Source organism: Kribbella deserti (assembly GCF_042434725.1).
GTDB classification, from domain to species: domain Bacteria; phylum Actinomycetota; class Actinomycetes; order Propionibacteriales; family Kribbellaceae; genus Kribbella; species Kribbella deserti.
This window is the reverse complement of record NZ_JBHLTC010000038.1, coordinates 37,252-49,831: the sequence shown is the minus strand read 5'-3', so window position 1 is coordinate 49,831 and position 12,580 is coordinate 37,252. Positions and strand designations below refer to the sequence as shown.

Sequence of the window (12,580 nt, the reverse complement as noted above, 5' to 3'; positions counted from 1 at the left end):
GCATCACCGGACGCCGTAGGTCAGGCCGAAGCCGTACCGGAACAACGCGGGTTTGCCGTCACCGTCGTTGATCGGTTGCTGCGCGGCCGATCGCATCCAGGTCACCGGCAACTTCCCGGTCGGCGCGTAATCGCCGAACAGCACGTCGGCCACGCCGCCGCCCTCGGTCCCGGGCAACCACGCGGCAACGAGCCCGTCCCAGTTCGGGAGGTGTGCCGCGATGTCGAGGGGACGGCCCGAGACGAGTACGACCACCACCGGTACGCCACTGGCACGCAAGGCGTTGAGCGTACGCAGATCGGCCTCGTCCAGCCCCATGCCCTGCGGGCGATCACCTCTGCCCTCGGCGTACGGCGTCTCGCCCACGACGGCGATGGCCACCCGGTACGAGCGGTCGATGCCCGCGCCGTTCGCGTCGTACGTGATGGTCGTTCCGGGCCCGGCGGTTTCGCGAATCCCCTCCAGGATCGTCGTACCTGGGGTGATGTCGCCGCTGCGGCCGTGCCACTCCATCGTCCAGCCGCCGCTCTGGTTGCCGATGTCGTTCGCGTTCTTGCCGGCGACAAAGATCTTGCCGGTCTTCGCGATGGGCAGCACCTTGCCGTCGTTCTTCAGCACGACCTGCGATTTCCGCACGGCCTCGCGGGCGAGCGCGCGATGGGCGGCGTTGCCGACGGTTGGCGTGAAGGTCCGGTCGGTGAACGGCTTCTCGAACAGGCCCAGCTCGAACTTCTTGGTCAGGATCCGCCGGTTCGCGTCGTCGATCCGCGCCATCGGAACCCGGCCGGCCTTGACCTCGGCGCGCAGCAGGTCGAGGAAGTTCTGCCAGGTCTTGCCTTCCATCGCCAGGTCGATACCGGCGTTGATGGCCTGCCGGACCTCGTCCCCGGTCAGCCCGGGCCGGTTGTCGATCTGCTCGATGCCGTTGAAATCGGAGACGACGATGCCGGTGTAGCCGAGTTCCTTCTTCAGCACGTCGGTGATCAGGTACTTGTGACCGTGCACCCGGTCGCCGTTCCAGCTGCTGTAGCTGATCATGATCGACCCGACGCCGCGTTTGATCGCCTCGCGGTACGGCGGAAGGTGGATCGCGCGGAGCTGCGCCTCGCTGGTCTGGGTGTTGCCGCGATCGTCGCCGCCGGTGGTACCACCGTCGGCGAGGTAGTGCTTGGCCGTGCCCATCACCGCTCCCGGCGCGTTCAACTTGGCACCCTGCAGGCCCGTCACGTACCGCGCGAGGTTGGTCGCGAGTTCGGGCTTCTCGCCGGCCGACTCGTACGTCCGGCCCCAGCGGTCGTTGCGGGCCACGCAGACGCAGGGCGCGAAGTTCCAGTCGATCCCGGTGCCGGCGACCTCCTCGGCGACGGCCCGGCCGATCCGCTGCGCCAGCGCCGGATCGCGGGTGGCGCCGAGGCCGATGTTGTGCGGGAAGATCGTCGCGCCGTGCACGTTGTTGTGCCCGTGCACCGCGTCCACGCCGTACATCAACGGAATACCGAGCCGGGTGCTGAGAGCCGCCCGCTGGAAGCCGTCGTACATGTCGGCCCACCCGGTCGCGGTATTCGGCGAAGGGGCGGAACCACCGGCCGAGAGCACGGACCCGAGCAGGGCGCCGGTGACCTCGGGCATCCCGGCGGACTGCCGCTCGCCCTGCACCATCTGGCCGAGCTTCTCGTCGAGCGTCATCCGCGCCATCAACCGGCTGACCCGTTGCGCAACCGGGAGCGACGCGTCCGGGTAGGGGAGATGCGTCGGGGTCGAGCTGGTCTTCGGGCTGCTGGGTTGTACGTCGGCCTCGGGCCGGTCGCCGTTCGACGTACAGGCCGCGGCCAGGAGGAGAGAGGTCGTGACGAGGCCCGCGGTGAACGCCTGCCGGGGGGTTCCCGGGAAAGGCCGGCCAAGCGGGGTCATCTGAGCAGGTCCTTCCCGGCGAGCGGAGGTCGCTCCAAGGAAAGCGCATGCCGGGTACTTAGTTCAAGGCTTGCAATAAGGGTATTTTGCCGCATCGCCCGACTCTAGGCGGCCAGCCGGTTCCGGAACCGCGTTTGCTGCGGTGCTGCCTGCCCGTCGCCGGGACGCGCCGGGACGCGCCAGGACGCGCCGGGACGTCCCGGGTGTGCCGGGACGCCCCGGGATGGCGGCGCATGGGACCCGGGGTCAGGCGGACATCGCGTCGCGGACCTTCGCAGTGTCCACGAACTGCTCGAACCGCACGATGCGCCCACCGCGTACGACGAAGTGGTGCGCGACCCGGACGTCGATGTCCTTGCGGGTGGACTTGTTCGTCGCGGTGTAACGGGCCAGGACCACGACGTTCTCGCCGTCGACCACGTAGGTGTCGTCGTGGGCGATCCAGTCGTCCCAGTCCTTGCCCAGCTGCTCCATCACCGCGGAGGTAACACCTTCCGGCGTGCGGTACGTGCCCGCCAGCGGAAAGCCCGCCATCTCGGTCCACTCCACGTCATCGGCCAAGGTGGCTCGCAGCGCTTCCAGATCGCCGTTCGCGGAGGCCAGGTATTGACGGCGTACGACGTCAGCGGGGGAGATCCCGGTCATCGCGGATCAGCCCCAGGTCATTTCGCCCTTGGCCACCTTGGCGCCGAGCTGGGCCGCGATGAGCATGCCGGCCTCGGGGTAACGGGCCACTAGGGCCTCGGTCAGCGCCGCGCCGTCGGCTGCCCTTTCCAGCTCCGCCTCGAACGACGTGAGGTATTCGCGCGTGTAGTTGATCGGACTCGCATCGAGCGTTGCCGTGGGCAACCGGTGGCCCGGAACCGCGAAGGCCGGGTCCAGCGCCGTCATCTCGTCGAGCAGTTCGATCCAGGCGGTACGGTCCTCCGGCTTCGAGGTGTCGGCAACCCAGACGTGCTGGTTCTGGAAGAGCAGAACGCCCGCGACGATCGCACGGTGCTCTGCCTGCCAGAGGTAGTGCCGATCGGGCAGGCCGGGGTGACCGCCCTTGAGCTCGAACAGGTGGCCCTCGAAGGTGATGTCGCCGGTGAGCTCATTCAGCTCCACCAGGCGGGTCGGGCGGTTGACGCCGACGGGCTCCCAGGCCTTGAGCTTGCCCTCGTACGCGGCCTTGATGTGCTCGATGACCACGGGGGTGGCAACCAGTTCCGCCTCGGGGAACGCGTCCGCGATGACCTCGGCGCCCCAGTAGAAGTCCGGATCGGCGTGGCTGATGAAGACCTTGGTCAGCGTCTTACCGGAGTCGAAGATCTCGGCGACGAGGCGATGCCCGTCGGCGCGCGTGAACCCGGCGTCGATCAGGAAAGCCTGCTCTGCACCGGTGATCAGAGTCGCCGTCTTGTTCTTCGAACCAACAGGAAAGTCCAGGTCAATGACACGGAAGTCGAGGGTGCTCACAAAGTTCCTTCCAGAGGGAATCAGCAGTACGTCTGATCTAACAGAATCTGATTAGTCAGATATTCCGTCTCTGCGAACTTTCTTCGTCAACTGGGCTAACTCTTCGTAACGCGAGGCTCACGCCACCTCGCAGCCTCCCACGGTCTCTGCAGCTCTGACCGGCTCGGCCCTCCAACCGCTCGTGGGCTAGGAGGTTGGCACGGCCACGGCTGGGGTGGGCCGACATAGCGGGCCGTCGCCCTGGCCCTCGTGAGCGCGACCACCCGTGCGGGCGGGCAACCACCGAACGCGAGGCCGTCGCCCTCGTGCTGGCGCCTCGCCCCGTACCTCTCACGGGCTTGTCTTGGTGAGTCTGCTGGACATTCTTCGGCCGTAGAAATGTCCAGCAGACTCACCAAGACGGGCTGAGTACGAGGTGAAGAGGTGAGTCGGACCGGACGAGCGGGGGCGTTGCGTTGTCGGCGCCGGGCGGCTTGCGGCGAGTTGCCCTCACACCAGCTCTGTCAGCGGAGGCGGGGGAGGGAGGTGCGGGCGGCTTTGCTTACGGTGCGGAGGTCGGCGGCGAAGCGTTCGCGGTGTTCGGGCGGCAGGGGGGCCAGGAGGTATTCCTGGACGTTTTCGGCGTGGAGGCGGGCGGCTCGTACCACTGTCTTTTCCCCGAGTGGGGTGATTCTGACTAGGCGTACGCGTCTATCGCCTGGGGTGTCGCTGCGGACCACCAGCCCGGCTGCTTCCATGCGGTCCACCAGCCGGGTAACGCCGCCGGTTGTGAGGACGCGTTCCTGGGCGATGGCTCGCATGGACATGCCTGGTTCGCCGGCTCGTCCCAGGATCAGCAGCACCTCGAACATCACGTGGCTGATCCCGAACTCTTCCTCGATGGCGCGGCCGAGGATGTACTCGAGCCGGTTCGCGGCGCTCTGCAGTCGGCCGAACGCCAGGACCAGTTCATCGTTCGCTGCCTGCTCAGCCGTCGTGATCTCCCGGTCGTGTGCCATCGACCCACCTTCTCACCTCGGTCGGGGCGCACCCGCGTCGCGCCCCATCATCGGGCGCAATAAGGCCCGTCGCGCCAAGAAACGGCGCCGGGGCGGGGGAGGGCAGATCGGGGCGAGTGGTGGGCTTGGGGTGGCTGGGCGGCTTAAGGTCGGACTCCGTTACGACGCCAGATCGGAATACTGACCATGACGTCATCGCCCGAGTGGACGCATCGGCATCACGAGGAACTCCGGGACCACTGGTGGTGGCGTCCGGGGTGGAAGATCGGGACCCGCTTCTACGCCTGGCACATCACCGTCGACGATCAACCCGGGCTGCACGAACTCGCCGAGCGGTACCAGGCCGAGCTGGCCACCGTGCCCGGGCTCGATCTGATTCCCCGCGATTGGCTGCACCTCACCATGCAAGGTGACGGCTTCGTCGAGGACGTTCCACCCGAGCAAGTGGAAGCCATCCTCGCGGCAGCGCGGAACCGCCTGGGGGAGATCGCCGCGTTCGAGGCCCACTTCGGCCGGCCCGTGGTCACCGCGGAGGCGATCATCCTGCCGCCGGACCCGGTCGAGCCGTTCGACCAGCTGCGTACCGCCGTACGCGCGGCTATCGGCGATGCGCTCGGGCCAACCGCCGTACCCGAAGAGGCCAACGGCTATCGCCCGCACATCAGCTTGGCCTACGTCAACGCGCAGCAACCTGCCGCGAACGCCATCCAGGCCATCGAACGGGTCACGGCCGGCGCCGCGCGGACGTCGATCCGTACCGTCTCCCTGATCGAGATGCACCGCGACAACCGCATGTACGAATGGCGCACGGTCGAAGCCGTCCGGCTGGCCAACCGCTGATACGCCGTCTCGGTAGGGTTGCCGGCATGCCGGGCATAACCATTGAGATCGTGGCGCTGGTGGTATCGCCCATTCATGCTTTCGAAGGACGTCCGCAAGACGGGCCACGACCGGACCCGGCGCCGGTCGGCCGTGAGCAGGTGGAGGTCCGGGCGGGTCTTGGCCTGGTTGGCGATCGGTACTTCAACCGGCCGGGGCATCGCAAAGCAGCGGTGACCCTGTTCGACGCGGCGGCGCTGGACGACCTCGGCCTGGCAACCACGCCCGATCCACAGTCGACGCGACGGAACATCGCCATCCAGGGCTTCGCCGTCGACCAGCTCGCCGCCCGTGCCGGAAGCCCCGGTGCGGTCTTCGCCCTCGACAGCGGCGCCGGCCCGATCCGCTTCCAGGCCCACCGGCCGGCCAATCCCTGCGCCTGGATGGACGTCGCTGTCGCACCCGGCGCCTTCAAGGGCCTGCGCGGCCGCGGCGGCGTCCGCTGCGAGCCCCTCGACAACGGCCACCTCGACCTCGGCCCCGCCCGCCTGACCGTAGTCACCGGATGACAACGCCGGACGGCGGCCACCCCGAGGGGCGACCGCCGTCCGATGACGTGCGAAGTCGACGTACGACGAAAACTCAGACGTCGTAGTAGAGCTCGAACTCGTGCGGGTGCGGGCGGAGCTGGATCGGCAGGATCTCGTTCTCGCGCTTGAAGTCGATCCAGGTCTCGATCAGGTCCGCGGTGAAGACGTCACCCTCGAGCAGGAACTCGTGGTCGGCCTCGAGCGAGTTGATCACGGCCGGCAGTGAGGTCGGAACCTGGTTGACCGAGGCGTGCTCCTCCGGGGGCAGCTCGTACAGGTCCTTGTCGATCGGGTCGGCCGGCTCGATCTTGTTGCGGATGCCGTCGATACCGGCCAGCAGCTGAGCCGAGAAGGCCAGGTACGGGTTGGCGGACGGGTCGGGGCAACGGAACTCGATGCGCTTGGCCTTCGGGTTGGAGCCCGTGATCGGGATCCGGATGCAGGCCGAGCGGTTGCGCTGCGAGTACACCAGGTTGACCGGCGCCTCGAAGCCCGGCACCAGGCGGTGGTACGAGTTGACCGTCGGGTTCGTGAAGGCCAGCAGCGACGGAGCGTGCTTCAGCAGACCACCGATGTACCAGCGGGCGACGTCGGACAGGCCGCCGTAACCGGACTCGTCGTAGAACAGCGGGTCGCCGTTGCTCCACAGCGACTGGTGGCAGTGCATACCCGAGCCGTTGTCGCCGAAGATCGGCTTCGGCATGAAGGTCGCGGTCTTGCCGGCGTCCCAGGCGGTGTTCTTGACGATGTACTTGAACTTCATCACGTCGTCGGCCGCGGTCAGCAGCGTGTCGAAGCGGTAGTTGATCTCCGCCTGGCCCGCGGTACCGACCTCGTGGTGGGCGCGCTCGACGAGCAGGCCGCTGGTCTCGAGGTGCTTGGTGATGTCGTTGCGCAGGTCGGCGAAGTGGTCGACCGGCGGGGCCGGGAAATAGCCACCCTTGTAGCGGACCTTGTAGCCGCGGTTACCGCCCTCTTCAACCCGGCCGGTGTTCCAGGCGCCGGCGACGGAGTCGATGTGGTAGTAGCCCTCGTTCGCCTTGGTGTCGAAGCGCACGTCGTCGAAGACGTAGAACTCGGCCTCCGGCGCGAAGAACGCGGTGTCGGCGATGCCGGTCGACTTCAGGTACGCCTCGGCCTTACGCGCGATGTTGCGCGGGTCGCGGCTGTACGGCTCGCCGGTCAGCGGGTCGTGCACGAAGAAGTTGACGATCAGCGTCTTGTCCCGGCGGAACGGGTCGAGGTAAGCCGTGGTCGGGTCGGGCAGCAGCGACATGTCCGACTCGTGGATCTGCTGGAAGCCACGGATCGACGAGCCGTCGAACTGCAGACCGTCCTCGAAAACCTCGGGGCCGAACGACGACACCGGCACGGTGAAGTGCTGCATGATGCCCGGCAGGTCGCAGAAGCGGACATCGATGAACGCGACGCCCTCGTCCTTGACGTAGGCGAGCAGCTCCTCGGCGCTGGAAAACATACATACTCCTCGGGGTGGCTCAGAGATTGCCTTGACCGTAGGCCCCGCCGATTACTCGGCCGTGACCTCAATGTTTCGCGGATGTTACGCCCAGCGTGCCCAGTCGTTAAGGATCGGCGCTGACCCCGGGCCGGTGAGAGGCCCGCAGGCCGCCTGCTGACCTGGGCCGATGGGCCGTGCCGCCGGTTCAGGTCACTCGGTAACCTCGTCATCATGGCATCGACAGCGTCATCCGGCGCACAACCCAGCGGCGAGTTCCGCTATCCGGGCAGTCGTCTCGGACTGCCCGAGCAGGGATCGGGCTCGGTCGCGAGCTGGGCACGGCGGTTTCTGGCGCTGTTCATCGACTGGATCATCGCGGGCCTGGTCGCCTCGGCGGTCACCAGCCGGCCGTTGTGGGCTGGTGGCAACAACACCAGCACGGCGCAGCTTGTCATCTTCTTTGCGATGTCAGCGATTCTGAGCGGCCTGGCAGGCGCCACCATCGGTCACCGGATCTGCGGCCTGCGCGTCGGCCAGATTGAGGGCAACCAGGTCAGTACGGCGCCCGTCGGGTTGCTCAAGGGCGCGATCCGCTCCGGCCTGATCTGTCTGCTCATCCCGGCCGTCGTCTTCGACACCGATCGCCGAGGCCTCCACGACCGCGCCGCCAACACCGTCGTCCTCGAACGCTGACCCCAGACCTCCACAGCCGGTCGCGCGCAGCTGGCACCCACCCCGTACGGCGATCCGGCCCTCGACGCTATACGCCGAGGTCCACGTCGTACGGCGGTCCCGGCAGGGCGATCGGAATGACCGTCGACCGCCTCCGAAGGCGCGGGCTGCCGGCTTGTTTCGCCAGTACCTGGCTACAACCGGGTAGTGCGGACAAAACCCGGCATCGGCCACACGACTTTGATACGCCCGCAACCGCGCCACCTCGCGGCGCCGACTACCCGGAACGGCCGTCCGCGGAGTGGGTCAGCGGCGGGTTAGGCGGATTTGTACGTCGTCCAGGTAGCCGGAGCGGAAGCCGGCTTCGGAGTAGGCGAGGTAGAACTCCCACATCCGGCGGAAGGTGTCGTCGAAACCGCCCTGCGCGATCGCCGGCCAGCGTTCCAGGAAGCGCCCGCGCCAGATCCGCAGGGTGGTCGCGTAGTCCTGGCCGAGGTGGCGTAGCACCTGTACGTCGAGGCCGGTGTGCTGCGCGTTGACCTGCTCGATCGCCTGGACCGACGGCAGCAGACCGCCGGGGAAGATGTACTTCTGGACCCAGGTGAAGGTGTTCCGGGTGGCCAGCATGCGCTCGTGCGGCATCACGATGGCCTGGATGACGGCCACGCCGCCGGGGGCGAGGCGTCGTTCGATGGCGCCGAAGTAGACGGGCCAGTACTTCTCGCCGACGGCCTCGATCATCTCGACGCTCAGTACCGCGTCGAACTCGCCGATCTGGTCGCGGTAGTCGCGCAGCGCCACCTTGACTCGGTTCCCGTACCCCGAGGCCTCGACCCGGGCCTGCGCCTGGAGGGCCTGCTGCGGGGCGATGGTGATGGCCGTGACCCAGGCGCCGCGTTGAGCCGCGCGAATGGCGAGACTGCCCCAGCCGCACCCGATGTCGAGCACGCGCGAACCGGATTGCACCCCGGCGGCGTCGAGTACGGCGTCGAGCTTGCGGAGCTGGGCCGCCTCGAGTTCGCCGTACGTCGCGGTGTCGTGGCTGCCGGGTTCGAACATCGCGGACGAGTACGTCATCGACGGATCGAGGAACTCGGCGAACATCGCGTTGCTCAGGTCATAGTGCGCGCTGACGTTCTCCTGCGCGCGGGTGCGGTCGTTGTCCGCCTCGACCGGCTGGCTTCGGGTGGCGAGCCAGCGCAGCGACTGGGCCCATTTCGGCACCAGGTTGGTCTGCTTCTCCGCGCTGAACCGCTGCGCGAAGGGCAGTAGCAGGTCGGCCAGGTCGGTGCCCGGCGCCGGGTCCCAGTCGCCGGCCAGATAGGCCTCGCCGAAACCCGTGCCGGCGTCACTGCCGAGGCGGTCCAGGAACTGCCCGGCGCGATGCACCTTCATTACCGGACCGCCACCTTGGCCGAGCTGCTTACCGTCCAGCTCGATGGTGGCGGCCGTGTCCCGCGCGACGTAGCGCACGGCGGCGGCCGCGGCCGCTCGTCGTACCGGGTTGGCGCGTGGCTGGCTGACCTTCGCCCAACTCGCTGGTGCTGTTTTGAGATCCCCCGTCATTGCCGTTGGTCAGCGGCCCTTCATGGCTTGCCGCGCACCCTTGAGGTTGGACGGCATCGGGCCCTTCGGCATCGGTACCTGCGGGCGGACCGCGTCCAGCGCCTTGAGCCGTTGCAGGAGGTCAGTGACCTCCGAAGGCTGCAAGACGGCCGGAAGCTTCATCACGTGCTTCGTGAGCTTGCGGATGCCGATCTCGCCCTCGCCGTCACCGGCGACGATCTCGATCACCGGAGCGCCACCGGCCACTCGCACGTGCTTCTTGCGCTCGGCGGTCAGGAGGTTCTTCAAGCGGCTCGGCTGGCCTTCGCCGACCAGGATGATCCCAGGCCGGCCGACCACGCGGTGCACGATGTCAGCGTTTTTGGTGACCGCGACGGCCGGCGTGACCGTCCAGCCGCGGCGCAACGTCTGCAGCGCGGACGCGGCGGCGCCGGTCTGGCCCTCGATCTGGCTGTACGCCGCCTTCTCCACGCGACGGCCGAAGACCACCGTGGTGGCCAGCAGCGCCAGCGGGATACCGAGCGGAATCCACACGAACCACGGACCGACGAACAGGCCGAGCGCGACGAAGACCGCGACCACGGCCAGGAAGATGGCGGCCAGCAAAAGCCCGATCTTCGGGTCGGACTTCTTGGTCAACTGGTAGGCCGACCGGATCTGCTTGAGCCGGCCCTGCTTCTCGGGGGCTGCGTCTTTCTTCGCCATCGGTCCTGGTTCTGCCTTTTGCTCGGAGCGGACTCGTCAGGAGTTCGCGGTCATCCGCGACTCCACCGCCTGACGGTACAGCCGACCGGCCCGGTAAGACGAACGGACCAGCGGTCCGGACATCACTCCGGCGAAACCGATCGCCTCGGCCTCGGCCTGCATTTCGACGAACTCCTCCGGCCGGACCCACCGCTCGACCGGGTGGTGCCGCACCGACGGGCGCAGGTACTGGGTGATGGTGATGATCTCGCAACCCGCGCTGTGCAGGTCGGCCAGCGCCTGGCTGACCTCTTCGCGGGTCTCGCCCATGCCGAGGATCAGGTTGGACTTGGTGACCAGGCCGTAGTCGCGGGCCTGGGTGATGACGTCCAGCGAGCGCTCGTAGCGGAAGCCCGGACGGATCCGGCGGAAGATCCGCGGCACGGTCTCGACGTTGTGCGCGAACACCTCGGGCCGGGAGGAGAACACCTCGGCCAGCTGCTCCGGTACGGCGTTGAAGTCGGGCGCGAGCATCTCGACACCGGTGCCCGGGTTGAGCGCGTGGATCTGGCGAATGGTCTCCGCGTACAGCCAGGCGCCGCCGTCCTCGAGGTCGTCACGGGCCACACCGGTCACGGTCGCGTAGCGCAGGCCCATCTTGACCACGGACTCGGCCACCCGGCGCGGCTCATCGCGGTCCAGCGCCTCGGGCTTGCCGGTGTCGATCTGGCAGAAGTCACAGCGCCGGGTGCACTGGTCGCCGCCGATGAGGAAGGTGGCCTCGCGGTCCTCCCAGCACTCGAAGATGTTGGGACAGCCGGCCTCCTGGCACACCGTGTGCAGTTCCTCGTCCTTCACGAGTTTCTGCAGCTTCTGGTACTCGGGGCCCATCTTGGCGCGCGTCTTGATCCACTCGGGTTTGCGCTCGATCGGGGTCTCCGCGTTGCGCACTTCGAGCCTGAGCAGCTTCCGTCCTTCTGGGGCGATCGTCACGAGCACCAGCGTACGCCGCCGCTCACGAGGCTCCATATCGGGACACTAGGGTGAGCCACTGTGTCCCCAAGTCCTGGTAGTACCGATACCGGGCTGAGCTCCGCGCCCAGCCCGGTCACGCTGGAGTCGGCCGAGCCCGCTCGTACGTCGGTCTGGCGCCGCCCGAGGCCGTCGCAGCGGGCGCAGCGGACCGATATCGCGATCGGTATCGCGCTAGCCGTCGCGGGTGCCTTCGCGGCGGAGCTGATGCGTAGCGCCTCGCCGCAGCCGCTCGACATGGGTGCGGGCGGTATCGAGGGCTACTTCCTCAGCGCGGCCGTACCACTGACGCTGTGCTTCCGGAGGCGTTTCCCGCTCGCGACGCTCTTGGCGACCTCGGTGATGTTCTTCATCGCAGGGGAGCGTCTCCCGCTCATCGGCGGCGCCAACATCGTGACCCAAGTCACCCTGTTCATGGCCATTTACACGGCCGCGGCGTGGGCGCAAGACCGCAAGCGGTTCCAGATCACCATCATCTTCGTAGTGGTCAGCATGTTCATCTGGCTGGCCTTCGGCTTCGTGAGAGCTCTCCGGGCCGACGAGATCACCGGTTCCGGCGTAGACGGTCTGTTGTCGCCGTACGTCGCGTATGTCGTCCACAACATCGGCATCAACATCGCGTACTTCGTGGGCTCCTGGCTCTGGGGATTGACCGCCTGGCGTACGGCCCGGCAGCACGACGAGCTACTGCGTCAGGCGCAGGAACTGGCTGAGCAGCAGCAGGGCAATGCCAGGCGCGCGGTCATCGACGAACGGCTGAGGATCTCCCGGGAACTGCACGACGTCGTAGCGCACCACATCAGCAGTATCGGCGTACAGGCTGGTGGAGCCCGTCGAGTGATGGATACGAACCCGGAGGCGGCAAAGGGTGCTTTGAGCGTTATCGAGGAGTCCAGCCGTACGGCGGTCAACGAGATGCGGCAGCTGCTCGGAATGCTCCGCGCGGCCGATCCCGACTTGGACGAAGAAGTAGGCGTCTCAGCGGTCCGAGCCCCGCAAGCGAACGTGGACCGCCTCCCGGCACTTGTTGCCGACGCGAGCAACGAACAACTCTCTGTCGGGTACCACCAGATTGGGACGACGCAGAAGCTTCCCGAGACAGTGTCGGTTTCGGTCTACCGAATCGTGCAGGAGGCCCTGACGAACGTCCGGCGGCATTCGACCGCGCGGACCGCCAACGTCACCTTGCGCTATCTGGAGGACGCGGTCGAGATCGAGGTGATCGACGACGGGCGGCCCAAGCACGCGCCGGTCGGCAGTCGCCTCGGCCATGTCGGTATCCGCGAGCGGGTCGCCCTGCTCGGCGGCGAAAGTGAGATCGGTCCGCGGTCGGTTGGTGGTTTCCGGGTTCGCGCCCGATTCCCGGTGAAGGAGCAACAGCTGTGACAGAC

The 12,580-nt window shown here is 67.5% G+C and carries 12 protein-coding genes; 4 read left to right on the top strand and 8 right to left on the bottom strand.

The window, feature by feature from the left end:
• Positions 1–3: 3 nt before the first annotated feature.
• From ACFFGN_RS29750 to ACFFGN_RS29735, 4 genes are all read right to left on the bottom strand, one after another.
• Positions 4–1,911, bottom strand: a complete 1,908-nt coding sequence (locus tag ACFFGN_RS29750) for a glycoside hydrolase family 3 protein (RefSeq protein ID WP_380054297.1) — start codon at positions 1,909–1,911, stop codon at positions 4–6.
• Between the two features lie 246 nt (positions 1,912–2,157).
• Positions 2,158–2,556 (bottom strand): nuclear transport factor 2 family protein, encoded by a 399-nt coding sequence (locus ACFFGN_RS29745; RefSeq protein ID WP_380054293.1) that lies wholly within the window; start codon positions 2,554–2,556, stop codon positions 2,158–2,160.
• Positions 2,557–2,562: 6 nt separating this feature from the next.
• On the bottom strand, positions 2,563–3,369 hold the full coding sequence (locus tag ACFFGN_RS29740) for an MBL fold metallo-hydrolase (RefSeq protein ID WP_380054289.1): 807 nt from the start codon (positions 3,367–3,369) through the stop codon (positions 2,563–2,565).
• Positions 3,370–3,872: 503 nt separating this feature from the next.
• Positions 3,873–4,367: a MarR family winged helix-turn-helix transcriptional regulator gene (locus ACFFGN_RS29735; RefSeq protein WP_380054284.1), complete on the bottom strand. Its 495-nt coding sequence runs from the start codon at positions 4,365–4,367 to the stop codon at positions 3,873–3,875.
• 186 nt (positions 4,368–4,553) lie between these two features.
• Here ACFFGN_RS29735 and ACFFGN_RS29730 point away from each other — a divergent pair, with 186 nt between their 5' ends.
• Together ACFFGN_RS29730 and ACFFGN_RS29725 are read left to right on the top strand one after the other, a co-directional pair.
• Positions 4,554–5,207: a 2'-5' RNA ligase family protein gene (locus ACFFGN_RS29730; protein ID WP_380054279.1), complete on the top strand. Its 654-nt coding sequence runs from the start codon at positions 4,554–4,556 to the stop codon at positions 5,205–5,207.
• 26 nt (positions 5,208–5,233) lie between these two features.
• Positions 5,234–5,755, top strand: coding sequence for a molybdenum cofactor biosysynthesis protein (locus ACFFGN_RS29725; protein ID WP_380054275.1), 522 nt, complete (start codon positions 5,234–5,236; stop codon positions 5,753–5,755).
• 73 nt (positions 5,756–5,828) lie between these two features.
• Here the strand turns inward: ACFFGN_RS29725 and glnA are convergent, their stop codons facing one another.
• Entirely contained in the window at positions 5,829–7,253 is a 1,425-nt protein-coding gene (gene glnA / locus ACFFGN_RS29720; protein WP_380054269.1) for a type I glutamate--ammonia ligase, read from the bottom strand.
• A gap of 213 nt (positions 7,254–7,466) precedes the next feature.
• Between glnA and ACFFGN_RS29715 the strand changes: the two genes are divergently transcribed.
• Entirely contained in the window at positions 7,467–7,928 is a 462-nt protein-coding gene (locus tag ACFFGN_RS29715) for an RDD family protein (RefSeq protein ID WP_380054265.1), read from the top strand.
• A gap of 285 nt (positions 7,929–8,213) precedes the next feature.
• Here the strand turns inward: ACFFGN_RS29715 and ACFFGN_RS29710 are convergent, their stop codons facing one another.
• The 3 genes from ACFFGN_RS29710 to lipA are packed head-to-tail and all read right to left on the bottom strand — an operon-like array spanning position 8,214 to position 11,186.
• Complete coding sequence (locus ACFFGN_RS29710) at positions 8,214–9,473, bottom strand: class I SAM-dependent methyltransferase (RefSeq protein ID WP_380054259.1); 1,260 nt, start codon at positions 9,471–9,473, stop codon at positions 8,214–8,216.
• A 9-nt stretch (positions 9,474–9,482) separates the two neighbouring features.
• The gene (locus ACFFGN_RS29705; RefSeq protein WP_380054255.1) at positions 9,483–10,178 is read right to left on the bottom strand and encodes a DUF4191 domain-containing protein; all 696 of its coding nucleotides are present in this window, start codon (positions 10,176–10,178) and stop codon (positions 9,483–9,485) included.
• Positions 10,179–10,214: 36 nt separating this feature from the next.
• Positions 10,215–11,186: a lipoyl synthase gene (gene lipA / locus ACFFGN_RS29700; protein WP_380054250.1), complete on the bottom strand. Its 972-nt coding sequence runs from the start codon at positions 11,184–11,186 to the stop codon at positions 10,215–10,217.
• 24 nt (positions 11,187–11,210) lie between these two features.
• Between lipA and ACFFGN_RS29695 the strand changes: the two genes are divergently transcribed.
• Positions 11,211–12,575, top strand: coding sequence for a sensor histidine kinase (locus ACFFGN_RS29695; RefSeq protein WP_380054247.1), 1,365 nt, complete (start codon positions 11,211–11,213; stop codon positions 12,573–12,575).
• Positions 12,576–12,580: the final 5 nt, after the last annotated feature.